At 71.1% G+C, this 26,240-nt stretch carries 15 protein-coding genes and 1 pseudogene; 9 read left to right on the plus strand and 7 right to left on the minus strand.

Annotated elements, in window-relative coordinates; all coding sequences use genetic code 11:
* Window positions 1–100: 100 nt before the first annotated feature.
* Window positions 101–8,023 carry a type I polyketide synthase gene (locus DEJ48_RS13470; RefSeq protein ID WP_411757535.1) on the minus strand — a complete coding sequence of 2,641 codons (7,923 nt, stop codon included), beginning with the start codon at window positions 8,021–8,023 and terminating at the stop codon, window positions 101–103.
* 90 nt (window positions 8,024–8,113) lie between these two features.
* Window positions 8,114–11,191 (minus strand): annotated as a pseudogene (locus tag DEJ48_RS41060) (type I polyketide synthase); the annotation flags it as partial.
* Between the two features lie 728 nt (window positions 11,192–11,919).
* Between DEJ48_RS41060 and DEJ48_RS13475 the strand changes: the two are divergent.
* The 4 genes from DEJ48_RS13475 to DEJ48_RS13490 all read left to right on the plus strand — a co-directional run bounded on the left by DEJ48_RS13475 (window position 11,920) and on the right by DEJ48_RS13490 (window position 16,700).
* Window positions 11,920–12,942, plus strand: coding sequence for a polyprenyl synthetase family protein (locus DEJ48_RS13475; protein WP_223832030.1), 1,023 nt, complete (start codon window positions 11,920–11,922; stop codon window positions 12,940–12,942).
* Window positions 12,939–13,856 carry a terpene synthase family protein gene (locus tag DEJ48_RS13480; protein ID WP_150216347.1) on the plus strand — a complete coding sequence of 306 codons (918 nt, stop codon included), beginning with the start codon at window positions 12,939–12,941 and terminating at the stop codon, window positions 13,854–13,856. The genes DEJ48_RS13475 and DEJ48_RS13480 overlap by 4 nt, the downstream gene beginning before the upstream one ends.
* Before the next feature lie 13 nt (window positions 13,857–13,869).
* Window positions 13,870–15,240 carry a cytochrome P450 gene (locus tag DEJ48_RS13485; RefSeq protein WP_150216348.1) on the plus strand — a complete coding sequence of 457 codons (1,371 nt, stop codon included), beginning with the start codon at window positions 13,870–13,872 and terminating at the stop codon, window positions 15,238–15,240.
* 92 nt (window positions 15,241–15,332) lie between these two features.
* Window positions 15,333–16,700, plus strand: coding sequence for a cytochrome P450 (locus DEJ48_RS13490; RefSeq protein ID WP_150216349.1), 1,368 nt, complete (start codon window positions 15,333–15,335; stop codon window positions 16,698–16,700).
* On the opposite strand, the gene DEJ48_RS13495 is transcribed toward DEJ48_RS13490, so the two are convergent.
* From DEJ48_RS13495 to DEJ48_RS13505, 3 genes are all read right to left on the minus strand, one after another.
* Window positions 16,697–17,302, minus strand: a complete 606-nt coding sequence (locus DEJ48_RS13495) for a MarC family protein (protein WP_150221161.1) — start codon at window positions 17,300–17,302, stop codon at window positions 16,697–16,699. The genes DEJ48_RS13490 and DEJ48_RS13495 overlap by 4 nt on opposite strands.
* Window positions 17,303–17,410: 108 nt before the next feature.
* Window positions 17,411–18,295 carry a PHP domain-containing protein gene (locus tag DEJ48_RS13500; protein ID WP_150216350.1) on the minus strand — a complete coding sequence of 295 codons (885 nt, stop codon included), beginning with the start codon at window positions 18,293–18,295 and terminating at the stop codon, window positions 17,411–17,413.
* Between the two features lie 168 nt (window positions 18,296–18,463).
* Complete coding sequence (locus tag DEJ48_RS13505; RefSeq protein ID WP_150216351.1) at window positions 18,464–19,105, minus strand: DUF6758 family protein; 642 nt, start codon at window positions 19,103–19,105, stop codon at window positions 18,464–18,466.
* Between the two features lie 172 nt (window positions 19,106–19,277).
* Between DEJ48_RS13505 and DEJ48_RS13510 the strand changes: the two genes are divergently transcribed.
* Window positions 19,278–20,531, plus strand: coding sequence for an MFS transporter (locus DEJ48_RS13510; RefSeq protein ID WP_150216352.1), 1,254 nt, complete (start codon window positions 19,278–19,280; stop codon window positions 20,529–20,531).
* 18 nt (window positions 20,532–20,549) lie between these two features.
* Here the strand turns inward: DEJ48_RS13510 and DEJ48_RS13515 are convergent, their stop codons facing one another.
* Window positions 20,550–21,134: a suppressor of fused domain protein gene (locus tag DEJ48_RS13515; RefSeq protein ID WP_150216353.1), complete on the minus strand. Its 585-nt coding sequence runs from the start codon at window positions 21,132–21,134 to the stop codon at window positions 20,550–20,552.
* A 502-nt stretch (window positions 21,135–21,636) separates the two neighbouring features.
* On the opposite strand from DEJ48_RS13515, the gene DEJ48_RS13520 reads away from it, so the two are divergent.
* Window positions 21,637–22,773, plus strand: coding sequence for a magnesium and cobalt transport protein CorA (locus DEJ48_RS13520; RefSeq protein WP_150216354.1), 1,137 nt, complete (start codon window positions 21,637–21,639; stop codon window positions 22,771–22,773).
* 23 nt (window positions 22,774–22,796) lie between these two features.
* On the plus strand, window positions 22,797–23,327 hold the full coding sequence (locus DEJ48_RS13525; protein ID WP_150216355.1) for a hypothetical protein: 531 nt from the start codon (window positions 22,797–22,799) through the stop codon (window positions 23,325–23,327).
* A gap of 94 nt (window positions 23,328–23,421) precedes the next feature.
* On the opposite strand, the gene DEJ48_RS13530 is transcribed toward DEJ48_RS13525, so the two are convergent.
* Window positions 23,422–24,192, minus strand: a complete 771-nt coding sequence (locus DEJ48_RS13530) for a hypothetical protein (protein ID WP_150216356.1) — start codon at window positions 24,190–24,192, stop codon at window positions 23,422–23,424.
* A 191-nt stretch (window positions 24,193–24,383) separates the two neighbouring features.
* On the opposite strand from DEJ48_RS13530, the gene DEJ48_RS13535 reads away from it, so the two are divergent.
* Both DEJ48_RS13535 and DEJ48_RS13540 read left to right on the plus strand, forming a co-directional pair.
* Window positions 24,384–25,661, plus strand: coding sequence for a magnesium transporter MgtE N-terminal domain-containing protein (locus DEJ48_RS13535; RefSeq protein WP_150216357.1), 1,278 nt, complete (start codon window positions 24,384–24,386; stop codon window positions 25,659–25,661).
* Window positions 25,651–26,208 (plus strand): DUF1003 domain-containing protein, encoded by a 558-nt coding sequence (locus DEJ48_RS13540; RefSeq protein WP_150216358.1) that lies wholly within the window; start codon window positions 25,651–25,653, stop codon window positions 26,206–26,208. The genes DEJ48_RS13535 and DEJ48_RS13540 overlap by 11 nt, the downstream gene beginning before the upstream one ends.
* Window positions 26,209–26,240: the final 32 nt, after the last annotated feature.

A 26,240-nucleotide genomic window follows, 5' to 3' on the forward strand; every position in this document is an offset into this window, starting at 1 on the left:
TCCATGCGGTGAGTCTGCGGTGAGTCAGCAGGTGGGCCAGGATCAGGAGTGGTGCCGCGTCGGGCAGCGCGACGGCCGGCGCGGCGCGGACTTCGGCGGGTCAGGAGATCCCGAATTCCTTCTCGATGAAGGTGAAGAGTTCGTCGTTGGTGGCGGCCGTGAGGTCGGCGGCACCCGCGGCACCGGATGTGCCGGGGGTGTCGGGGGTGCCGGTGGCGTCGGTGCCGTCGGCGGCCGTTTCGAACAGTTCGGCATCGAGGTGCGCGACGAGGTCGTTCACCGTCGGATGGTCGAAGATCACGGTGACCGGCAGCCGGATCCCGGTGATTCCGGCCAGCCGGTTGCGGAGCTCCACGGCGGTGACCGAGTCGAGGCCGAGGTCCAGGAACTGCCGTCCGGCGCCCACGGATTGGGCCGAGTCGTGTCCGAGGACGGCGGCCACCTGGGTGCGTACGGCGTCGCGCAGATGCCGCTTGCGTTCCCTCGGGTCGGCGTCGGCCAGTCGGTCGCGCAGTGAGGTGTCCGTACGCTCACCGGCCACCGCGGCGGGCGAGTCGTCGGCCGCGCCGAGCGCCCGCCGGGCCTCGGGGATCCCGTCGAACAGACCGCTGGGCCTGACGGCGGTGTACGCGTGGATGAACCGGTCCCAGTCGATGTCGGCGACGACGACCGCCGTCTCGCCGTGTTCCAGGGCCGCTTCCAGACCGAGCACCGCCGTCTCCGGGGGCAGCAGCGGCAGACCGTGCCTGATCCGGAGCCCGGCCACCGCGTCGGCGTCGGCCATGCCGCCCTCCGCCCACGGGCCCCACGCCACGGAGGTGGCCGTCAGCCCTCGCGAGCGGCGGTAACGGGCCAGCGCGTCCACGTACGCGTTCGCCGGCGCGTAGTTGCCCTGGCCCGCCATGCCGACGCTGCCGGCCACGGAGGAGAACAGGACGAAGGCGGACAGCTCCCGGTCGAGGGTGAGTTCGTGCAGGCGCCACGCGGCGCCCGCCTTGACCCGCAGGACGCCGTCGGCCTGCTCGGGCGTCAGGGCCTCGACGGCCGCGTCGTCGAGGACGGCGGCCGTGTGGAACACCGACGTGAGGGGGCAGTCGGCCGGTACGGACGCCAGCAGCTCGCGGAGCGCGTCGTCGTCGGCGATGTCGCACGCCGCCACCGTCACCCTGGCGCCCGCCCGGACGAGCTCGGCCTCCAGGTCGGCCGCGCCGGGCGCGCCCCTTCCCCGTCGGCTGACGAGCAGCAGGTGTTCGGCGCCCCGGTCCGCGAGGCGGCGGGCGACCTGGCTTCCGAGCGCTCCGGTGCCACCGGTGATCAGTACCGTTCCGCTGCCCGGCTTCCAGTCGGTGCGCCCGATGTCGCCGAGCGGGGCGCGGACGAGCCTGCGCCCGAACGCCCCCGCGGCGCGGAGCGCGATCTGGTCCTCGTTGCCCTCGGCCGCCAGGACCGCGCACAGCCTGTCCAGGGTCGGCCGGTCCGTCTCCTCCGGAAGGTCGATCAAACCGCCCCACAGGGTGGGGAGTTCCTGCGCGACGGCTCGTCCGAGGCCCCACACCAGCGCTTGTGCCGGGGCCGTCACCCCATCGTCCACGGATACGGATACGGCTCCCCGCGTGACGCACCACACGGGCGCGGCGAACTGGGCCGCCGCGAGCGCCTGGATCAGCAGGAGCGTCCGCCGGAATCCGCCGAACTCACCCGGGGACGCCGCCGCGTCCGTGTCGGGCCGCTCGTCGAGGGCGAGCAGTGAGACCACACCCGCTGCCGAGGCCTGGCCCTGTGCTCGGGCCGCGAGCGTGTCCGGCCACTGCTGTGGATCGTCGGGCGCCACGAGCGTTTCGACGGTGGCCCCATGTGTACGAAGTCTCTCGACGACCGCCTCGTGCACCGCGCTCCCGACCTGGTCGGGGGCGACGGCCACGAGCCAGGCACCGGGCCCGGCGCCGGTACCGGCCCCGGTCACTCTCGCGTCCGCACGCTCGGTCAGCGGCTCCCAGTCCTCCCGGTAGCGCCAGGAGTCCAGAGCGGACGCGGCGCTGTGCCGCCGGTGCCAGGCCGACAGCGCGGGCAGCACCGCCAGCAGCTCCGTACGGTCGCCGTCCCACTCCAGCGTCCGCCCCAGTTCGTCCAGGTCCTCGCGCTCCACGGCGGCCCAGAACTCGGCGTGCGTGTCCGGTGCGGTGGTGAGCGCCGGGGCGGCGGGGGCGAGCCAGTAGTGGTCGCGCTGGAAGGCGTAGGTGGGGAGGTCGACGGGGGCGCCGACGGGGGCGGGCAGGACTGTCGTCCAGTCCGGGGCCGCCACGCCATGGACCCAGAGCGCGGCGAGAGCGGTCAGGAACTGCCGTTCGCCGCCGTGGTCACGGCGCAGCGTACCCGTCACGGTCAACGGCCGGTCCGCCGCGTGCCCCGCCTCCTCGATCGCACCCGTCAGCACAGGATGCGCGCTGACCTCCACGAACGTCGTGTGACCCTCGCCGATCAGGACGTCGATCGTCTCCTGGAACCGCACCCGCTCCCGCAGATTGCGGTACCAGTAGCCGGCGTCCAGCCCGTCACCCGCGACGAGACCACCGGTCACCGTCGAGTACATCGGAACCGACCCCGCCCCGGCCGCCACCGGCTCGGCGACCTCCATCAACTGCTCGCGTACCGCCTCGACATGCGGGGAGTGGGAGGCGTAGTCCACCGGTACGCGCCGGGCTCGAACGCCCTCGCGCTCGCACGCGTCCATCAGCTCGTCCAACGCGGCCGCGTCACCGGCGACCACGGTGGCCTCGGGCCCGTTGACAGCCGCCACACAGACCCGGCCGTCCCACGGGGCAAGCAACTCCGTCACCTGACCGACCGGCCGGGCCAGCGACACCATGCCGCCCTGTCCCGCCAGTTGTGCACCGATCACCTTGCTGCGCAAGGCCACGACCCGCGCACCGTCCTCCAACGACAGCACACCCGCCACACACGCGGCGGCGATCTCCCCCTGCGAGTGACCGACCACGGCCGCGGGCTCCACACCACGCGAACGCCACAACTCACCCAACGACACCATCACAGCCCACAGCGCAGGCTGCACGACATCGACCCGCTCCAGGGACGGCGCCCCCGGACGCGAACGCAACACATCGAGCAACGACCAGTCCGTGTACGCCGACAGCGCCTCGCCACACCGACCGACGGAGTCCGCGAACACCGGTGAGCGGTCCAGGAGTTCAGCAGCCATACCGGCCCACTGCGATCCCTGCCCCGGGAAAACGAACACCACACCGGCATCCGAACCACCCTGGGCCGCACCGCTCACCACAGCACCGGAGGGCTCGCCCGCGGCGATGGCCTCCAGCCCCGCCACGAACTCCTCCCGGCCCTCGGCCACCACCACCGCACGGTGCTCCAGTGCCGCCCGGCACAGGGCCAGCGACCAGCCCACGTCCACCGGGGAAGCATCGGTGGCCGCAGCGAACTCGCCCAGCCGCGCCGCCTGCCCCCGCAGCCCTGCCACCGACCGCCCCGACACCAGCCAGGGCACCACACCCGCATCACCGCGTACGACCGCAGACTCGACAGGCACCGAAGACTCGACAGCCACCGGAGCCTTCTCCACCACCGGCGGACCCTCGACGATCACATGCGCGTTCGTACCGCTCACGCCGAACGACGACACGGCCGCCCGTCGGACCCGGTCCGACTCGGGCCACGCGGCGTTCCGCGTCACCAGCTCCACCGCACCCGAGGACCAGTCCACGTGCGGAGTCGGCTCGTCGACGTGCAGCATCCGGGGGACGATCCCCGCCTGCATGGCCAGCACCATCTTGATGACCCCGGCCACACCGGCGGCGGCCTGCGTATGACCGATGTTCGACTTCACCGAACCCAGCAGCAACGGACGGTCGGCATCCCGGCCCTGCCCGTACGTCGCCAGCAGCGCCTGCGCCTCGATCGGATCGCCCAGCGCCGTACCCGTCCCGTGCGCCTCCACCACATCCACGTCCGTCGACACGAGGCCCGCGTCGGCCAACGCCTCCCGGATCACCCGCTCCTGGGACGGGCCGTTCGGAGCCGTCAGGCCGTTCGACGCGCCGTCCTGGTTGACCGCCGAGCCGCGGATCACCGCGAGCACCTGGTGCCCGTTGCGCTCGGCGTCGGAAAGGCGCTCCACCAGCAGCACTCCGGCGCCCTCCGCCCATGCGGTGCCGTCCGCCGACGCCGCGAACGGCTTGCAGCGGCCGTCGGGCGCGAGTCCGCGCTGGTGGCTGAACTCCGTGAAGATCCCGGGCGTGGACATCACGCTGGCACCGCCCACGAGGGCCATCCCGCACTCGCCGTTGCGCAGGGCGCGTACGGCCAGGTGCAGGGCGACCAGGGACGACGAGCACGCCGTGTCCACGGTGATGGCCGGACCCGTCAGACCGAGCGAGTAGGCGATGCGGCCCGACGTCACGCTGCCCGCCGACCCGGTGAAGAGGTACCCCAGGGAACCGTTGGCGTCGGGCGCGCCCGTGCCGTACCCCTGCGGGACGACACCGACGAAGACACCGGTCCGGCTGCCGCGCAACGACAGCGGGTCGATGCCGGCCCGCTCCAGGGACTCCCACGAGGTCTCCAGGAGCAGCCGCTGCTGCGGATCCATGGCGACGGCCTCACGCGGCGAGATGCCGAAGAAGCCCGCGTCGAACTCCCCCGCGTCGTGCAGGAACCCGCCCTGGTGGACGTAGCAGCTGCCGGGGCGTGTGGTGTCGGGGTGGTACAGCTCGTCGAAGTTCCAGCCGCGGTCCGTCGGGAAGCCGGAGATCACGTCGTGGTCCGACAGCAGGACGTCCCACAGTTCCTCCGGGGACCGTACGCCACCCGGGAAACGGCAGCTGGTCGACACGATCGCGATCGGCTCGTCGGAGCCGCCGAACGTCGCGACGGACGTGCCGGGGGCCGCAGCCGTGGTGTCCACGCCGAGGATCGCGTCCCGCAGGTACTCGGCGAGCGCGTCCGGAGTCGGGTGGTCGAACACCGCCGTGGGCGAGAGGGCGAGGCCCGTCGCCGCGACCAGGCGGTTGCGCAGTTCGACGCCGCTCAGCGAGTCGAAGCCGAGGTCGCGGAAGGCCCGTCCGACCTCCACCTCGTCCGCCGACGACCAGCCGAGTACGGCCGCCGCCTGCCGGCAGACCTCCCTCAGCACGACCTGCTTCCGCTGTGCGGCGGTGGCCGCCTCCGCCACCCGTCGCGGGAATCCCTCCAGCGCATCGGACCCGGACTCGGGTCCGGGCTCGGCCGGCAGGTCGACCCGGACCTCGGGCGCGGAGCCGGTGGGGGCGAGCCAGTAGCGGCTGCGCTGGAAGGCGTAGGTGGGGAGGTCGACGGGGTCACCGTCGGGGACGGGCAGGACTGTCGTCCAGTCCGGGGCCACGCCGCGCACCCAGAGCGCGGCGAGGGAAGTGAGGAACTGCCGTTCGCCACCCTGCTCGCGGCGCAGCGTGCCCGTCACGGTCAGCGGCTTGTCCGCCGCGTGCCCGGCCTCCTCGATCGCCGCCGTCAGCACAGGATGCGCGCTGACCTCCACGAAGATGGTGTGGCCCTCGCCGATCAGGGCGTCGATCGTCTCGTGGAACCGCACCTGCTCGCGGAGGTTGCGGTACCAGTACGCGGCATCCAGATCCTCACCCGCGACCGGGCCGTCGCCGGTCACCGTCGACCACATCGGGATGTGTCCCGCACGCGGCGCGACGGGCGCGGCCAGCTCCGTCAACTGCTCGCGTACCGCCTCCACATGGGGTGTGTGCGACGCGTAGTCGACGGGGACACGACGCGTCCGGACACCCGCCGCCTCCGCGTCCTCGGCCACCCGGTCGAGCTGCTCCAGACCACCGGCCACCACCGTCGCGGCGGGCCCGTTCACCGTGGCCACCCACACGCCCTCCCGGTCGCCCAGGAGCTCCGCCACGCGCGCGGCCGACGCCGCCACCGACAGCATCCCGCCGTGGCCCGCGAGCTCACCCGCGATGACCGCACTGCGCAGGGCCACGATCCGCGCACCGTCCTCCAGCGACAGCGCACCCGCCACACACGCCGCAGCGATCTCCCCCTGCGAATGCCCGACCACCGCCGCGGGCTCCACACCACGCGAACGCCACAACTCGCCCAACGACACCATCACAGCCCACAACACGGGCTGCACCACATCCACCCGCTCCAGGGACGGCACCCCCGGACGCGAACGCAACACATCGAGCAACGACCAGTCCGTGTACGCCGACAGCGCCTCCCCACACCGACCGACGGAGTCCGCGAACACGGGCGAACTGTCCAGGAGTTCAGCAGCCATACCGGCCCACTGCGACCCCTGACCAGGGAAGACGAACACGACGCGCGCATCGCTCCCACCCGGAGCGGTTCCGCTCACCACGGCACCTGACGGCTCGCCCGCGGCGATGGCCTCCAGCCCCGCCACGAACTCCTCCCGGCCCTCGGCCACCACCACCGCACGGTGCTCCAACGCCGCCCGGCGCACGGCCAGCGACCAGCCCACGTCCACCGGGGAAGCATCGGTGGCCGCAATGAACTCACCCAGCCGCGCCGCCTGCCCCCGAAGCCCTGCCACCGACCGCCCCGACACCAGCCAGGGCACCACACCGGCACGATCGCGTACGACCGAAGAACCGGCGGGAACCGGAGCCTTCTCCACCGCGGGCGGACCCTCGACGATCACGTGCGCGTTCGTGCCACTGATGCCGAACGACGACACTCCGGCCCGCCGCACCCGGCCGGGCTCCGACTCCGGCCCCGTCTCTGGCCACGCCTCGCTCCGCGTCACCAGCTCCACCGCACCGGACGCCCAGTCCACCTGAGGACTCGGTTCGTCGACGTGCAGGGTGCGCGGAACAAGGCCCTCCTGCATGGCCATCACCATCTTGATGACCCCGGCGACACCCGCGGCGGCCTGCGTATGACCGATGTTCGACTTCACCGAACCCAACAGCAACGGCCGCTCCGCCGGACGATCCTGCCCGTACGTCGCCAGCAGCGCCTGCGCCTCGATCGGATCGCCGAGCGCCGTACCCGTCCCGTGCGCCTCGACCACGTCCACGTCCGACGACGCGACACCCGCGTCCGCCAACGCCTCCCGGATGACCTGCTGCTGGGAACGGCCACTGGGCGCCGTGAGGCCGTTCGACGCGCCGTCCTGGTTGACCGCGGACCCGCGGATCACCGCGAGCACCCGGTGCCCGTTGCGCTCGGCGTCCGAAAGGCGCTCCACCAGCAGCATGCCGGCGCCCTCACCCATCCCCGTACCGTCCGCCGAGGCGGCGAACGCCTTGCAGCGGCCGTCACGGGACAGGCCGCGCTGCCTGCTGAACTCGGTGAAGATGCCAGGGGTGTTGAGAACCGTCACGCCGCCGGCCAGGGCGAGCGAGGACTCGCCGCGGCGCAGCGACTGCACCGCCAGGTGCAGGGCGACCAGGGACGACGAGCACGCCGTGTCCACCGTGAGGGCCGGGCCCGTCAGGCCGAGCGAGTACGCGATGCGGCCTGAGGCCACACTGGAGGTCTTCCCGGTGAGCAGGTACCCGTCGAGCGCTTCGGGCGCCTCGTGCAGGCGGGGTCCGTACTCCTGGTCCATGGTGCCGACGAAGACGCCGGTCCGGCTGTCGCGCAGGGCGGCCGGGTCGATGCCGGCCCGTTCCAGCAGCTCCCAGGAGGTCTCCAGGAGAAGGCGCTGCTGCGGGTCCATGGCGAGGGCCTCGCGCGGCGAGATGCCGAAGAACCTGGCGTCGAACTCGCCGGCCTCGTCCAGGAATCCGCCGCCCAGGGCGAAGCTGCTGCCGGGTCCTTCGGTGCCGTGCAGTCGCTCCAGGTCCCAGCCGCGGTCCTCGGGGAACGCGGAGATCGCGTCCCGCTCCGAGGCCACCAGCTGCCAGAGGGCTTCCGGGGAGTCCGCGCCGCCGGGGAGGCGGCAGCTCATCGCGATGATGGCGATGGGGTCGTCGTCACCGGCCGGCTCCGGGGGCCCGGTCCGCCCGGCGGGGGCCGGGGCGGACACGGTGGACGCCCCCGTTGGGCCGGTGGCGGTGACATGCGCGGCGAGCTTGGCCGGTGTCGGGTGGTCGAAGAGCGTCGCGGTGGTCAGACCGAGGCCCAGCGCGGCGTTGATCCGGTTGCTCAGCTCGCCGAGCATGATCGAGTCGAACCCGAGGTCCTTGAACCTGCGTCCCGTGTCGAGCCCGTCGGGCGAGGCGAGTCCGAGGACCGCCGCGACATGGGCCCGTACCTGACGGGCGGCGTCGGCGGGCGGCACGGTGGCCGCGCGTACGGGCGCGTCACCCGTGACGCCGGGCCCCACCTCGCGGGAACCCATCTCGCCGGGCCCCGCCTCGGCGAAACCCGCCTCGGCGAGGCCCGCGTCATGGAATCCCGCGTCGTCGCGACCCGCGTCCTCGAACCAGTACCGGCGGCGCTGGAAGGCGTACGTGGGCAGGTCGGTCCGGCGCGCGCCCGTGCCGTCGAAGACCGCCGCCCAGTCGACGGCCGCACCGTCGGCCCAGAGCTGGGTGAGCGAGGTCAGGAGCTGGCGCCTGCCGCCCTTGTCCCGGCGCAGCGTTCCCGCCGTGGCGACGACCGCGCTGGCCGCCCGGGCGGTCTCCCGCACGGCGTTGGTGAGGACGGGGTGCGGGCTGACCTCGAGGAAGAGGGTGTTGCCCTCGTCGACGAGGGTCTGAATCGTGTCCTTGAAACGCACCGTCTCACGGAGGTTGCGGTACCAGTAGTCGGCGTCCAGCGTCTCGCCCGGGAGGGGCCCCGCGGCGGCCGTCGAGTACACGGATACGTCGGCGGTCCGCGGCGAGATCGACGCCACCCGCCGCAGGAGCTCGTCACGTATTTCCTCTACGTGCGGTGTGTGCGAGGCGTAGGCGTTCTCGACGGTACGTGTGCGGTGGCCGGCGCTCTCCGCCCGCGCCACGACCTCGGCCACCGCCTCCGGGCTGCCCGCCACCACGGTGGCGGAGGGGCTGTTGACCGCGGCGATCCACGCGTCGTCCCGGCCCGCGAGGAACTCGGCGGCCCGCTCCGCGGGTGCGTCCATGGACGCCATCGCGCCCTTGTCGGTCAGCCGCCCCGCGATCCGGCTCCTTAAGGCGATCAGCAGAGCCGCGTCGTCCAGCGACAGCGCACCGGCGACGCACGCCGCGGCGATCTCGCCCTGCGAATGGCCGATGACCGCGGAGGGGACCACGCCGAGGGAGCGCCACACCCGTGCCAGCGAGACCATCACGGCCCACAGAGTGGGCTGCAGGATGTCCACCCTTTGCAGCGCGCCACCGTCCGAGGTGTCCTTCAGTACGTCGCGGAGGTCCCAGTCGACGTGCGGGGCGAGCGCCCGGGCGCACTCCTCCACGGACTCGGCGAACACCGGTGACGTACGCAGGAGTTCGGCGGCCATGCCGACCCACTGCGCGCCCTGCCCGGGGAACACGAAGACCACGCCGCCGTCGGCGGAGGCCGAGCCGGTGAGCCCGGCCGTGCCCGTGACCACGTGCCCGGCCGGCTCCCCGGACGCGAGGGCGTCCAGGCCTGACAGGAACTCCCCGAGGTCGTCGGCGACGACCGCCGCACGGTGTTCCAGGGCGGTTCGGTGCCCGGCGAGCGACCACCCGATGTCCTGGCGGGAGGCGTCACCGGCCGCGACGGCGTCACGCAGCCGCGCCGCCTGACCCCGCAGCCCGTCCGGGGTCCGCGCGGAGATCACCCAGGGCAGCGCGTCGAGAGTGCGGTCAGCGGCGACTCCCCCACTGCCGACCGACGAAACCGGCGACGAGACCGATGCCGATACGGCCGACGAAACCGGCGCCTCGGAAACAATCACATGCGCGTTCGTCCCGCCCACCCCGAACGCCGACACCCCCGCGACCAGCGGTACGTCGGGGCGCGGCCAGGGCGACAGTTCCGTCTGCACCCGCAGGTTCCAGTCGTCCAGCGGGACGGCCGGGTTGGCGGTCCGGAAGTTGAGGCTGGGCGGCAGCTGCCGGGCCTTGAGGGAGAGCAGCACCTTGATCAGTCCGGTGATGCCCGCCGCGCCTTCGAGGTGCCCGACGTTCGTCTTGGCGGACCCGACGAGCAGCGGCCGGTTCCGGGGATGCGCGCCGGCCACGGTCTGCGCCAGTGCCGCCGCCTCGATGGGGTCGCCGACCGCCGTGCCGGTGCCGTGGAGTTCGACGTACTGGAGCTCCTCGGGAGCGACGCTCGCGGCGGCGCAGGCCCGGCGCAGGACGTCCTCCTGGGCGGACCGGCTGGGCGTGGTGAGCGTGTCCCCGCCGCCGTCGTTGTTCACGGCGCTGCCGCGCAGCACGCCGTGGATGCGGTCGCCGTCGGCGAGTGCCCGGGTGAGCGGCTTGAGCAGGACCAGGCCGCCGCCCTCGCCCCGGACGAACCCGTTGGCGCGGGAGTCGAGGACGAAGCACCGGCCGTCGGGGGAGAGTCCGCCGAAGCGCGCCACGCTCAGGGTGCTGTCGAAGGCGAGGTTGAGGTGCAGGCCTCCCGCGAGAGCGGTCTCGCACTCGCCGGCGCGCAGGCTCTGGCAGGCGGTGTGCACCGCGACGAGGGAGGAGGACTGGCCCGTGTCGATCACCATGCTCGGGCCGCGGGCGCCCAGCAGGTAGGAGAGCCGGTTGGCGATCATGCCCCGGTTCAGGCCGGTCAGTGTGTGGTGCGTCACCGCCGCGGCGCCCCGGCGGCGCAGCAGGGTGGCGTAGTCGTCGCCGATGGCGCCGACGAAGACGCCCGTACGCCGGTCCGCCAGGTCGGACGCGTGCAGGCCCGCGTCCTCGATCGCCTCCCAGCCGATTTCGAGCATGAGGCGCTGCTGCGGGTCCATCGCGGCCGCCTCGCGCGGCGAGATCCCGAAGAACTCGGCGTCGAACAGGTCCGGCCCGTCGAGGAAGGCACCGTGCTCCATGGCGGCGGCGTCGGAGTCACCGGCCGCGCCCACGCCAGCCCCCGTACCCGCACCCGTCTCCGCGCCTAGGCCCGTCTCCGCACCCGCGCGCCGCCCCCACCGCCCCGCCGGAACCGAAGTGACGGCGTGCCGACCGGAGCTGAGGAGCCGCCAGAACGCGGCCGGGCTGCTCGCCCCGGGCAGCCGGCAGGCGATGCCGACGACCGCGATCGCGCTTTCGGTCTCTCGGTCCGACAGCGCAGCAGGAACTACGGACATTTAGGCACCTTCCCCCGACGCCTGAAAAAACGCTCACCTGTCCCTCTGTACGAAGAGGAACCGTAAGCGCACTTGAATAAGTCGGCCGCACTCGAGACCGGCTCAAAAAGCACACGCAGATGTGTCGACAGAGGACACACGATTCGGCAACTCGGGCCATTTGAGGCCACATTGCCAAGGTATATTGATCAACTACGGTGATCCGAACGTACCCCAGCCCGCAGCGCCACGCAACCATGTTCCCGACGCCCGGGAGCCACGGGTAAGGGCCGGGTAAGGGACTGCGTGGGACCGCCACCCACCCCCGGACCGCCCCAAGTGATCCCTTCCGAATCTGCGGATCTTGTGCCTAGACTGGCGGCGCATCAGAGAGTTGGCCGGACTCCGACGGGGGAAATGTCGAGTGGCAACCAGAGCTCTTCCACACACACGTACGGGCATGCCGCGCATGAGCCACCGTAAGGCGGCCGGGCGGTAGCCGACGATCGGCAACCAAAGACAGCATTGAGAGCGGCCCCACGACGTGGGTCCATCAGGCATGCCCGTAAAAGGTATTGCCCTGCTCTCCTCTTTGTCGTGGATTTCGCCGAGGGCCGGAGAGCTTCTGCGCCAGCACCCTCGCCCCTCCAACGAGAACCCTTCCAATATGCCGAACGGGGGAAGTTGGCTCAATGACAGTACCCATAACCGCGTTGGACGCTTTAGACGCGGAAAAAATTCTCGCGTCAGTGGACGACACGCTCACGGACTTTCTGGAATCCAAGAACGACGCCACGGCACAACCGCACCTGCCCTATCTCTCGCAGCTGGTGGGGGATTTCCTGGCGGGGGGCAAGCGCATCCGCCCCCTTCTCTGCGTGACGGGCTGGCACGCGATCGGGTGCGGTGACGACGTCGAACCGATCATTCGGGTCGCCGCCTGCCTGGAGTTGTTCCACGCCTTCGCGCTCATCCATGACGACGTCATGGACAACAGCGACACCCGCCGCGGCCGCCCCACCATTCACCGCACGATGGCGGCGCACCGCGCCCTGTCGCGGGGTTCGGACGACGCCGAATGGTTCGGTGTGAGCGCCGCGGTCCTGCTCGGCGATCTCACCCTCACCTGGTCCGACGAACTCCTGCACAAGGCCGGGCTCACCCGCACCCAACTCGACGCGGCGCTGCCGCTGATCGGCGAAATGCGCACCGAGTTGATGCTGGGTCAGTACCTCGACCTGCATGCCACCGGCGGGCTGACGGACGACGTCGACGCCACGCTGAACATCTACCGGTACAAGACGGCCAAGTACACCATCGAGCGCCCCTTGCACATCGGTGCGGCCATCGCGGGCGCCGGACCGGCGGTCCTGACCGCCTTCAGCGACTACGCGCTCCCGCTCGGCGAGGCCTTCCAGCTCCGCGACGACCTGCTCGGGGTGTACGGCGACCCGCTGGTCACCGGGAAGTCCCGGCTCGACGACCTTCGGGCGGGCAAGAACACCGCCCTGACCGCGCTCGCGCTCAGCCGCGCGACCAGCGAGCAGACGGACCGGCTTCGCCGGCTGCTCGGCGATCCGCTCCTCGACGAGGACGGCGCCGACGTCGTGCGCGGCATCTTCGAGGCGACCGGCGCACGGGCCGGCATCGAGCGCATGATCGACGACCGCAGGCGACAGGCGCTGCGCGCCCTGGAACGGGCCCCGTTCACCACGGACGCGACCGTCGCCCTTGAGCAGATCACCCGCAAGGCCATTGTGAGGGACTCATGACCACTGACATTTCCGCACCCCGGCAGACCGAACTCTCCGGCATGATGCGGCACTGGGAGAAAAGCACCACGAAGTTCGCGGAGGCTTTCGAGCAGTACATCGGGAGGGGCCCGGAGATGGTGCCCCTCACCGATGCCGAACTGCGGGAGATCATCGACGCCTGCAACACGGCGGTGGCGCCTTTCGGGAAGTCGGTCTCGGACGAGCGCTGGATCTCGTACATGGATGTCGTCCGGTGGTCGCAGAGCGCCCGCCACATCAAAGACATGGAGGCCTTCAAGGCCGTCTGCATCCTGAATTGCGTCACCTTCGTGTGGGACGACATGGATCCGGCGCTGCACGACTTCGACGCCTTCTTTCCCGAACTGCGGAAGATCTGCGAGAAGTACTACAGCGAGGAAGACGCCCGATTCGCCCTCGAAGGGGCACGCGCCTTCATCACCAGCGACCACATGTTCCGCGGCTCACCCATCAAGGAAGTGCTCTGCACCACTTCCCCGGAGCAGTACTTCAGGTTCCGGGTCACTGATGTGGGCGTCGACTTCTGGATGAACATGTCGTACCCGATCTACCGCAACGCGGAATTCACCGAACACGCGAAGACGGGTCTGGCCGCCCGTATGACGACACGCGGTCTCGCGATCGTCAACGACTTCTATTCCTATGACCGCGAGGTGTCGCTGGGGCAGATAACCAACTGCTTCCGGCTGTGCGACGTGTCGGACCAGAGCGACTTCGAGCGGTTCTTCGAGGACCGGCTCGACGACATCATCGAGGACCTGCGCTGCATAGCCGCCTTCGACGACATCACGCGAGATGTCCTGTTCGACCTCGTTTACGGCAACTTCGTGTGGACCACCAGCAACAAGCGGTACAAAGCGGCCGTGAACAACGTCAACTCGCGTATTCAGTAGGGAAGCGAGAAACGTGACCACGGCGAAGGAATCCGTCAAACAGGAACGCTCCTGGTCGTTCGGGACCGCACCGGGAGCGGTCCCCCTCCTGGGGCACGCGCTCGCGCTCTGGCGCCGTCCGCTGGACTTCCTGGCCTCCCTGCCCGCCCACGGGGACCTGGTCGAGATCCGGCTCGGCCCGAGCCGCGCCTATCTGGCCTGCCACCCCGAGCTCGTCCACCACGTGCTGGTGAACCCCCGCGTGTTCGACAAGGGCGGCGTCTTCGACAAGGCCCGCCAGCTGCTCGGCAACAGCCTCTCCGTGTCCCGCGGCGACGACCACCGCTTCCAACGGCGCGTCATCCAGCCCGCGTTCCACGCGACCAAGATCGCCGACTACACCGCGGCGGTCGGCGACGACACCCGCGCCGCGATCGACGCTTGGCGGCCCGGGCAGACGCAGGACATCGGCGAGGCCATGCACGCCCTCCTCATGCGGGTCGCCGCGAGGACGCTCTTCTCCACCAGCGTCGACACGGCGACCATCGAGGAGGCGCGGCAGTGTCTGCTCACCGTCTCCGAGGGCATCTACAAGCGCACGGTCGCACCGCTCGGCCTGAAGGAGAAGCTGCCCACGGCCGAGAACCGGCGCTACGCGTGGTCGAACACACGGCTGCGGGAGATCGTCGAGACGATGATCAGTGAGCGCCGCCGGTCCGACGAGGACCACGGCGACCTCCTCTCCACCCTCCTGCGGGCCGAACACCCGGAGTCCGGGCAGCGTCTGACGGACGAGGAGGTCCTCGACCAGGTCGTCACCTTCCTGGTGGCGGGCAGCGAGACGACCGCCTCGACGCTCGCCTTCGTCTTCCACCTGATGGGCGCGCACCCCGAGGTCGAGGAGCGGGTGCACGCCGAGATCGACGCCGCCGTCGGGGACCGCTCACCGGTCTTCGACGACCTCCCGAAGCTGGAGTACACCCGCGCGGTCATCACCGAGGCGCTGCGCCTGTATCCGCCGTCCTGGATGTCCATGCGGGTGGCGTCGGCCGACACCGAGCTCGGCGGGCACCCGATCCCGTCGGGCGCCATGGTCGTGTACAGCGCCTGGGCCATGCACCACAACCCCGAACTCTTCCCCGAGCCGGAGAAGTTCGACCCCGGCCGCTGGCTGGACGAGCGCGCGAAGAACGTGCCGCGCGGGGCCCTGCTGCCGTTCGGGGCGGGCAGCCACAAGTGCATCGGCGATGTGCTCGCGCTCACCGAGACCGCCCTCATCGTGGCGACCATCGCCAGCCGGTGGCGGCTCCGCCCCGTGCCCGGCAGCACGCTGAAGCCGCAGCCCAAGGCCACCCTCGAAGCCGGCACGCTGCCCATGCGCTGCGAACAGCGCCGGCCGTCCTGAGGAAGCCGCCCCTCGCTGTCCGGTCCCCCGCGGCCCGGCCGCCCGCGCCGGAGGCCGGCGCACCCCGACGTAGGCGAAGAGATGAAGGAGACATGGGTACGAGAACCGCGCACCAGCAGCCCGCGACACACGACTGGCGGTTCGCCGCCGCGCCGGGACGTCTGCCGCTGATCGGGCACGCCGTACAGATGGCCCGCAGGCCGACGGAGTTCCTGTCCTCGCTGCCGGCCCACGGCGACCTGGTCGAACTCCGGCTCGGCCCCAACCGCGCCTTCCTGCCCTGCCATCCCGACCTGGTCCAGCAGATCCTGCTCAACGCGCGCGTCTACGACACGGGCGGACCGGTGAAGGAGAAGGCCCGCCCGATCCTGGGCAACGGCCTGATCACCTCCGACTGGGCGGACCACCGCAGGCAGCGGCGGCTGGTGCAGCCCGCCTTCCACACCGCGCGGCTCCCCGCGTACGCCGAGGTGATGCAGTACGAGAGCGAGGTCGAGGCCCGGGCATGGGAGGCGGGCAGGGCCATCGACATCAGCAACACCATGCAGGCGCTGACCGCCCGGGTCACCGCCCGCGCGCTGTTCTCCACCGACATCGCGGGCAAGGCGGTCGCCGAGATCCAGCACTGCCTGCCGGTCATCGTGCACGGCGCGTACCGGCAGGCGATGGACCCCACCGGGCTGTTCGCGAAGCTCCCCATCGCGGCCAACCGCCGCTTCGACGAGGCGCTGACCCGCATGCACCGGCTGATCAACCAGATCGTCGAGGACTACCGGCGCACCGACGACGACCGCGGCGACCTGCTGTCGGCGCTGCTCACCGCCGAGGACCCGGAGACCGGCGGCCGCCTGGACGACCAGGAGGTCCACGACCAGGTCATGACGCTGCTGCTGGCCGGGATCGAGACGACGGCCAGCGCCCTCGCCTGGACCTTCCACCTCCTCGGGCGGAATCCGAAGGTCGAGGCGGCCCTGCACGCCGAGCTCGACGAGGTGCTCGACGGCCGGGTGGCCGGCTACGCCGACATCCCGGACCTCGACTACAGCCGCAGGGTGTTCACCGAGAGCCTGCGGCTCTACCCGCCCGCCTGGCTCTACACGCGGACCACCACGGAGGCCACGGAACTCGCGGGACGAGAGCTCCCGCCGAACTCCGACATCCTGGTCAGCCCCTACGTCCTGCACCACAACCCCGCGCTGTTCAAGGACCCCGAGTCCTTCGACCCCGACCGGTGGCTCCCGGAGCGGACGAAGGACGTGTCGCGCGGCAGCTATCTGCCGTTCGGCGCCGGCAGCCGCAAGTGCATCGGGGACGTGTTCGGCATGACGGAGGCGACGATCGCCCTGGCGACCATCGCGTCGCGCTGGCGGCTGCGGCCCGTGCCGAACACGAAGGTCCGGCCGCGGCCGCACATGAGCCTCAGCGCAGGACCGCTCCCGATGATCCCGTCGCGGCGCTAACCGCCGTTGATCACCTGCGTCACGCCGTTGATGATCTGCTGCACGGCGATGGCGGACAGCATCATGCCCGCGAGCCGCGTCACGAGCACGACGCCGCCGTCCTTGATGACGCGGATGATCAGCAGCGAGTACCGCATCACCAGCCAGAGCACCACGTGCATGGCCACGATCGCCGCCCAGACGGAGATCTGCGTGCCGACGCTGTCGGCGTCCTGCACGGCGAGGATGACGGAGACGATCGCGCCGGGGCCCGCGAGCAGCGGCATGCCCAGCGGGACCAGCGCAACGTTGACGTCCTTGGTCTGCTTCGGCTCGTCGGTCTTGCCGGTGAGCAGGTCGAGCGCGATGAGGAGCAGCAGCAGGCCGCCCGCGATCATGAGTGCGGGGACGGAGACATGCAGGTAGTTCAGGATCTGGTGGCCCACGAGGCCGAAGACCGAGATGACGCCGAAGGCGACGCACACGGCCTGGAAGGCCATCCGCTGCTGCACCTTGGCGGGGCGGCCCGCGGTGAGACCGAGGAAGATCGGGGTGATCCCCGGGGGGTCCATGATCACGAAAAGCGTGAGGAAGAGGGAACCAAAAACGGCGACGTCGAACACAGTGATGGCCTTGCGGAGAGTCGTACGAAGATGCCGCACGCCACGGAGTCGTGGTGTGCGGTGAAGAGAGAGTGAGGGGGGAGGGCGGCCCCGGGCGGGGGCGGGCCGTCAGGCGGCGGGGCGTCCGCCCGCTCCGGGCACCGGGAACGCTCCCGTGGCCCGGCGCGTGATCTCGCCGTAGATCTCGGGGTCCGTGGTGAACTCGCCGAGTACGCAGGTCTTGCGGGTGCCGTGGTAGTCGCTGGACCCGGTGACCAGCAGGTCGAGGTCCCCCGCGAGGGCGCGCAGCCGGGCGCGGGTCTCGGGCGTGTGGTCCATGTGGTCGACCTCGATGCCGTCCAGGCCCGCTGCCCCGAGGTCGGCTATCACGCTCTCCGGGACGACCTTGCCGCGCTTGCTGGCGCCGGGGTGCGCGAGGACGGTGACGCCACCGGCCGCCTTGACCAGGCGGATCGCGTCGAAGGGGTCGAGTTCATGCTTGTCGGCGTACGCGCGGCCGCCGTCGGCGAGCCACTCGGCGGTGAAGGCGTCGGAGACGGTGGGCACGACACCCAGCTCGACGAGCGCCTCGGCGATGTGCGGGCGGCCCACCGAGCCGTCGCCCGCGATGCGTGCGACCTGCTCCCAGGTGACCGGCACGCCGAGCCCCTGCAGCTTCTCGATCATCGCCTTCGCGCGCGGCACCCGGTCGTCGCGGACCAGCTCGCACTCGCGGGCGAGCTCCGGCTCCTCGGGGTCGAAGAGGTAGGCCAGCATGTGCAGGCCCATGCCGTTGAGTTTGAAGGAGAGCTCGGCGCCGGTCACCAGGGTCAGCCCCTTCGACAGCTCGCCCAGCTCGCTCAGGGCCTTCTTCGCCTCGGCGTATCCCCGGGTGGTGTCGTGGTCGGTCAGCGCGACGACGTCGAGGCCGGCGGCCGCCGCGTTGCGGACCAGCTCGGCCGGGGTGTCCGTGCCGTCGGAGGCGGTGGAGTGGGTGTGCAGATCGATGCGCACGACGCTGACTCCAGGGTTCTGACGGGGCGGACGGCAAGGGCGGCAAGGTGAGGGCGGACGCTCAAGGATAACGGGGATCGGACTCCGTACGGGCCGCCCCGGAAGAGGCATCGCTCACCCCGGGGCCCGGCCGCCCCGGAAGGGGCACGCTGCCCCGCGGTCACTCCCTCACGGCGTGAGCAGCCGCGGCGACAGCGCCCCGCACGGCAGCAGGTCCACCTCCGCGCCCGCGTCCCGCAGATCCGTGAGGACCAGCTCGTCGTACATGAGCAGGCCCGACTGCTCCGGCCACGCGATGGCCCACAGCCACAGGCCGCGCGCCTCCCCCGCGAAGACGGCGCGGTCGTCCGGCGTCCCGGAGACGTGCCACATCGGTGTCGGCCGCCCGGCGGCGAGCAGCTTGGTCTGCGGCGGCTTCTCGACGCTCATGCGGGGGCCCGGGTCGGGGCCGTCGATGCCCGCGTACCGCGCGCCGAGTCCGACGCCGAGCTCCTCGGCGACGAGCACCAGCTCACCGACGCCGCCGAGCGGCGCGGGGCCCGAGCAGGCCACGGCCGTCGCCCGGCCGCCGCTCCTGTCGTCGCCCGCGCAGGCCACGCCCGTGAACAGCCAGCCGACCGGCAGCGGCCACGGCATCCACACCGGGACCTGCGTGCGGTGCACCACGACCTGGAGGGCCTCGACGCTGGGCGGGATCACGGGCTGCAGCGGGTGCACCGTGCCGTGCACATCGCACTGCCAGGAGTCGGCAAAGAGACCGGGAGCCCTGACCCGGCCACCACACTTCGGGCAACTGGGTTCGCCCCTCATAGCGCCCAACGGTCCTCCCCGGTCGCCGCTCCGTCAAGGACGATCACCCGTCCGGTGGCGCTGTCACCAGGCAAAATTAAGTGTAGCTTGCATCAATTAGGCTCTCTAACTTAATATGTGTATACGTCAACGACTTCCGTGGAGGCAGCGGAAGCAGCGAAGGAGCGGCTGTATGAACAGCAGCACAGGGGGTCCCGCCGAAGGGGACCCGTTCGACGCCGGGGCGGGCAGTCTGCTGCGGCAGCCGAAGGCCGTCTGGGCGACCGCGGGAGCGTCCGTCGTCGCCTTCATGGGCATCGGACTCGTCGACCCGATCCTGCCCTCCATCGCCAAGGGCCTGGACGCGAGCGCGAGCCAGGTGTCCCTCCTCTTCACCTCGTACTTCCTGATCACCGCCGTCGCGATGCTCGTCACCGGCTTCGCCTCCAGCCGCATCGGCGGCAAGAAGACCCTGCTGCTCGGCCTCGCGCTCGTCGTGGTCTTCGCGGCCCTCTCCGGCACGTCCGGATCGGTCGGCGAGCTCGTCGGCTTCCGGGCGGGCTGGGGACTCGGCAACGCGCTCTTCGTCTCGACCGCCCTCGCCGTCATCGTCGGCGCCGCGGCGGGCGGCAGCGCCGCCGCGATCCTGCTGTACGAGTCCGCGCTCGGCCTCGGCATGGCCTGCGGCCCCCTGGTCGGCGCGCTGCTCGGCGACGCCAGCTGGCGCTACCCGTTCTTCGGCACCGCGGCCCTGATGGCGATCGGCTTCCTCTGCATCACCGCGTTCCTCAAGGAACAGCCGAAGCCCGCACGGAAGACGTCCCTGCTCGACCCGGTCAAGGCGCTCGGCCACGGCGGGCTCGCCTCCGCGGCCGCCTCCGCCTTCTTCTACAACTACACGTTCTTCACCGTGCTGGCCTTCACGCCGTTCGTCCTGAACATGTCCCCGTACAAGTCGGGTGCGGTCTTCTTCGCCTGGGGCGTGCTCCTCGCGGTGTTCTCCGTGCTCGTGGCACCCCGGCTCCAGGCACGCTTCGGCTCGCTGAAGGTGCTCGGCGGCTCACTGGTCCTGCTCGCCGCCGACGTCCTGGTGCTCGGCTACGGCAACCACACGGTCGCCGTCGTCTGCACCATCCTGTCCGGCGCCTTCATCGGCGTGAACAACACCGTGTACACCGAGCTCGCCCTCGGGGTGTCCGACGCGCCGCGCCCCGTGGCCAGCGCCGGCTACAACTTCGTCCGGTGGTTCGCGGCCGCCGCCGCGCCGTTCTTCGCGCCGAAGATCGAGGAGTGGAGCAACATCCACATCCCGTTCGTGGTCGCGGCCGTCACGGCGGTGCTCGGCGCGGCCGTGGTCTGGGTGCGCAGGAACGCCCTCACCCACGAGGCGGAGGAACTGGAACCGAAGCACGCGACCGAGGACAGCGTCACGGTCTTCGCCAACTGAGGTGTCAGCGGCCGGACTTCAGTCCAGGGACACGGACTTGCGCAGCGGATCGCGCAGGTCCGTTCCGCTGTTCAGCCAGCGCTCCTGGAGGGCGGCCGCGCCGTGCACCCGCTTCCACGCCGCCTCGTTCGGCGTCATGGGGAGCACCGGCAGGAACCGTACGGGATCCATCGGCTCGTCCAGCGCGAGATCCTCCACCAGGCCGCCGGACTCCGCCACCAGCACAGAGGTGAACGGCGCGCCCGGCCAGAGCGGTTCACCCACGTCCAGCGACGCGCCCGGCGCCACGATCAGCCCCTCGACCACCGGCGAGGCGGCGAGGACCGCGAGCGGACGCAGCACCTTGTCCGTGTCGGCGAGCCCCCCGCGCACCGAGAGCACCAGCTCGGCGCGCGGGCCCTTGACCGGGTCGGCCAGCGCGGCGGTGGGGTCGGCCATCGGCTGGGCCGACATGCCGAGCGTGGCGTAGCGCACCACGTCGCCGTCCGTGAACCGCAGCACTTCGACGCGGTCGGTCCCGAGGAAGGTCACCGCGGCGCGCGCGTCGGGTTCCCCCAGGCCAGTACGGAGACGAGCCTCGACCAGCGCAAGAACATCAGCCATGACGCGAGCATAGAACTCGTCAGGTAAGGGCAAAGCGGGGGCTTGACACTTCTGTCGGCTGATAGTGTTGGCCGCTGGCTCAGGGCAGCACGCAGAAGCGTCGCTTTCAAGCCCTGCAGACAGACACTGACTTTGCGCCACGGGCGTGAAGGGCGCATGGGACTTCCCTTACGGGGGACCGGCCGGAGGAGGTGGGGCTGCAATGGACCGAAGTCGACCGTGCAGTACCACCCGCTCTTCCGCCCGGTGATTCCCGCAGCCCTGTAGCTGCTGCGCGAGCACACGCACGCACCGCGAGCACTGTTCGTGCCGTGTGCGTCGGAAGAGCACTTCGTTCCCACCTGATCTGTCTGAGTTCCCTGATCTGTGTCAGTAGCGAAGCTGCCACCGCGACGGTGCGGTGCTTCCCGCTTTGCGGACGTGCCAAACCCCCCGCAGTAGGACGTCCCCATTCCGGGCAGTTCCAACCGTCGCCGGCGGCCTCCTTCGAAGGAGCCTGCCCATGTCGATGATCCGCGACCTTCGTGCCGCCGTCCGCCCCTCGCTGCGCAAGGACGGCACCGCCTATCCCTCGTCCCCCGCGTCCTACGACACCTACGACGCCACCCGTGACGCCGCGTCAGCCGTCGTCGACTGCGCCGTCTACCGCGACGGAAGCCGACTTGAGTGCGCCGACGCCCTCACCCCGCACGAGGCGATGCTCGAAGTCCGCCGCCGGGGCGGCTTCGCCTGGATCGGCCTGCACGAGCCGACCGAGGCCGAATTCGCCGGTATCGCGGCCGAGTTCGGGCTGCACCCGCTCGCCGTCGAGGACGCCGTCCACGCCCACCAGCGACCCAAGCTGGAGCGGTACGACGACACGCTGTTCACCGTCTTCAAGACCATCCACTACGTCGAGCACACCGAACTCACCGCCACCAGCGAGGTCGTGGAGACCGGCGAGGTGATGTGCTTCACCGGCCGGGACTTCTTCATCACCGTCCGGCACGGCGGCCACGGCTCGCTGCGCGCCCTGCGCCGCCGCCTCCAGGAGGACCCGGAGCTGCTCGCCAAGGGCCCCTCCGCCGTCCTGCACACCATCGCCGACCACGTCGTCGACGGGTACATCGCGGTCGCCGACGCCATGCAGGACGACATCGACGACGTGGAGAGCGAGGTCTTCTCCGCACCGAGCAAGGGCAAGGGGAGCTCGCGCGGCGTCGACGCCGGTCGGATCTACCAGCTCAAGCGCGAGGTCCTGGAGTTCAAGCGGGCCGTGTCCCCGCTCCTGCGCCCGATGCTGCTGCTCAGCGAGCGGCCGATGCGGCTCGTCGACCCCGACATCCAGAAGTACTTCCGTGACGTCGCCGACCACCTGACGCGCGTCCAGGAACAGGTCATCGGCTTCGACGAGCTCCTCAACTCGATCCTCCAGGCCAACCTCGCGCAGGCCGCCGTCGCGCAGAACGAGGACATGCGCAAGATCACCTCGTGGGCGGCGATCATCGCCGTCCCGACGGCCGTCTGCGGGGTCTACGGCATGAACTTCAAGCACATGCCCGAACTGCACTGGCGGTACGGCTACCCGATGGTGCTCGCCCTCATCGGCGGCGTCTGCTTCGCGATCCACCGGACCCTGAAGCGCAACGGCTGGCTGTGACCCCCACTCGGTAGGCTGCCGCCATGACTGCTGACCCCGCCGCGGCCGCCGACCCGCTGCTCGACCGCGCCCTCGTCGAGGAGGCCACGAAGAAGTCCGGCCTCATCTGGGTCCAGGGCGTCGACTCGCCCGCCCGGGCGCTCTGGCACGTCTGGTACGAGGGTGCCGTGCACCTCGTCGGCGACGGGCCCGGCGAGCAGCCCCTGCCCGGTCTCGTCGACGGGGGCACCGCGGAAGTGACCGTGCGCAGCAAGGACAAGGGCGGGCGGGTCGTCGCCTGGACCGCGGACGTGCGGGAGCTCTCGGCCGGGTCCGAGGAGTGGGAGGCGGCGGCCTCGGAGCTCAAGGGGAAGCGGTTGAACGCGCCGGACGCCGAGCGGGTCACCGTGCGGTGGGCCGAGCAGTGTCGGGTCGTCCGGCTCACGCCGCGTGCTGTCACGACGGAGCTTCCGTCGGGGTCTCTCGCGGCTGCGCCGCTGGCGACGGGGGCCACTACGCGTGGGGCGTTGCCCGGGGGGCTTCCTCGGCTGCTCTTCGGGCGCAAGCGGCGTTGAGGGACGGGGCTGCTTTGCTCTGCGGGAGCGCTGTGGCTGGTCGCGCAGTTCCCCGCGCCCCTGGAAGCCCGCCCCTTCGGGGCTCGCTTCCTCCTCAGGACGTCGGGAGCTGCTTTCCGTAGTCGACCATCTCGTCCTTGGCCGGCTCCTCCAGCGGGAAGTCCTTGTTCCAGTCGGTGAGCTTCAGGGTGCCCGCGTGGCCGCCGCGGTCCAGGCGGAGCGGGTACGGCTTGCCGTCCAGGGAGACGGAGAGCGTGCCGCCCGCGCCCTCGTCGCCGGTGATCTTGATGCTGCGCAGTGCGCCCGTCTTGCCGCGGTCGCCCACGGTGAGCTTGCCGTGCAGCGTGAGCATGCCGCCGAGGAGCTCGTCCTTGTCCGTGAAGCCGCTCAGCTGCTGGTAGGCGGGGTCGCCCTGCGGGACCTTCACGTACTTGCCGTCCAGCTTGGCCGCGGCCGTCGCGTCGGCCCTCCCGGACTTCCCGTCGGCCTGGCCACCGCCCGTCCAGAACTCCGTGTCGGCCTTCAGGTACAGCTGCTCGCCGATCCGCAGCAGCTGGAACGTCCGCCCCTTCGAGGTGACCGATCCGGTGCCGCCCTCGCCCTTGAGGCGCATGTCCAGGCTGTACGAGTGGCTCTTGCTGACCACCGTGCCGGAGAGCCGGACCGCCGACGCCGACTCGGCCGCCTTGTCGGCCTTGCCCTGGATCTTCGACGCGGAGAGCTTCCCGACGCCGTTGGTGCCCGCGTCCGGATCCTCGCCGCTGCTGCAGCCCGTCAGGCTCGTCGCCGCCGCGACCAGGCCCGCGCACATCGCGCTCACGAACGCTGCCCTGCGGGCGCGGCTGGCCAGGGGAAGAGCGGTCAAGGTGGCGCTGCCTCTCGTACGGACGACCTCTACGGCTTCGGCAGTACGGCAGCGTACCTGTGTCGGGCGAGCCGACCGGCGGCAGCCTTCCGGACCCTCCGCCGGGGCGCACCCGACGGGGACGGGCTAGCCTGAAGCCCGTATTGACGGATCAAACGGCATGAAACCCCCGGCCCGAAGGAGGCGCACGCATGGCGGCAGGTGCCCCCAGAGTCTTCGTCTCACACCTCTCCGGCACCCCCGTCTTCGACCCGAACGGCGACCAGGTGGGCCGGGTGCGCGATCTGGTGGCGATGCTGCGGGTCGGCAGACGCCCGCCCCGGCTCCTCGGGCTCGTCGTCGAGCTCGCGACCCGGCGCCGCATCTTCCTGCCGATGACGCGCGTCACGGGCATCGAGTCGGGCCAGGTCATCACCACCGGCGTCCTGAACGTACGACGGTTCGAGCAGCGGCCCACCGAGCGGCTCGTGCTCGGCGAGATGCTCGACCGCCGGGTGCGGCTCGTGGAGACGGGCGACGAGGTCACCGTCCTCGACGTATCGATTCAGCAGCTGCCCGCGCGCCGCGACTGGGAGATCGACCGGGTCTTCGTGCGGAAGGGCAAGGCCGGCACCTTCCGGCGCAAGGGCGAGACGCTCACCGTCGACTGGTCCGCCGTGGACGGCTTCTCCCTGGAGGAGCACGGGCAGGGCGCGGAGAGCCTCCTGGCCACCTTCGAGCAGCTGCGCCCCGCCGACCTCGCCAACGTCCTGCACCACCTCTCCCCCAAGCGGCGGACCGAGGTGGCCGCGGCCCTCGACGACGACCGGCTCGCCGACGTCCTGGAGGAGCTCCCCGAGGACGACCAGATCGAGATCCTCGGCAAGCTCAAGGAGGAGCGCGCCGCCGACGTCCTGGAGGCCATGGACCCGGACGACGCGGCCGACCTCCTGGCCGAGCTGCCCGAGGAGGACAAGGAACGGCTGCTGACGCTGATGCAGCCCGGCGACGCGGCGGACGTGCGACGCCTGATGGCGTACGAGGAGCGGACCGCGGGCGGCATGATGACCACCGAGCCGATCGTGCTGCGGCCCGACTCGACGGTCGCCGACGCACTCGCCCGGGTGCGGCAGCAGGACCTCTCCCCGGCGCTCGCCGCGCAGGTGTACGTGTGCCGCCCGCCGGACGAGACGCCGACCGGCAAGTACCTGGGCACCGTGCACTTCCAGCGCCTGCTGCGCGATCCCCCGTACACGCTGGTCGGCTCGATCCTGGACGACGATCTGCTGCCGCTCGCGCCCGCCACGACACTGCCGGCCGTCGCCGGGTACTTCGCGACGTATGACATGGTGGCGGCCCCCGTCGTCGACGAGAGCGGCTCGCTGCTCGGCGCGATCACCGTCGACGACGTGCTCGACCACATGCTGCCGGACGACTGGCGCGAGACGGAGTTCCACCTGGAGGAGGAAGGGGCGGGCCATGGCGGCTGACCGCGACCGCGAGAACCGTCCCGAGCAGCGGACCCCGCGCTTCCGGCTGGACCAGCCACGGCCCCCGCGCAACAAGATCCTGCCCGACTACGACCCGGAGGCCTTCGGGCGCCTCTCGGAGCGGATCGCGCGGTTCCTGGGCACCGGCAGGTTCATCGTCTGGATGACGGTCGTCATCATCATGTGGGTGGTCTGGAACATCGCCGCCCCCGACCACCTGCGCTTCGACCAGTATCCGTTCATCTTCCTGACGCTGATGCTGTCGCTGCAGGCGTCCTACGCCGCCCCGCTGATCCTCCTCGCGCAGAACCGCCAGGACGACCGCGACCGCGTCAACCTCGAACAGGACCGCAAGCAGAACGAGCGGTCCATCGCGGACACCGAGTACCTCACGCGCGAGATCGCATCGCTGCGCATGGGCCTCGGCGAGGTGGCCACCCGCGACTGGATCCGCTCCGAGCTCCAGGACCTGGTCAAGGAGCTGGAGGAGCAGCGCGCCGTATTCCCGTCGGAGCGCTCGCGCGGAAGTGATGTAGGCGACCGCTGACATACCTTTCCGAGGCAGGGTTACCGCGCCGT

The organism is Streptomyces venezuelae (assembly GCF_008642315.1).
Lineage (GTDB): Bacteria > Actinomycetota > Actinomycetes > Streptomycetales > Streptomycetaceae > Streptomyces > Streptomyces venezuelae_D.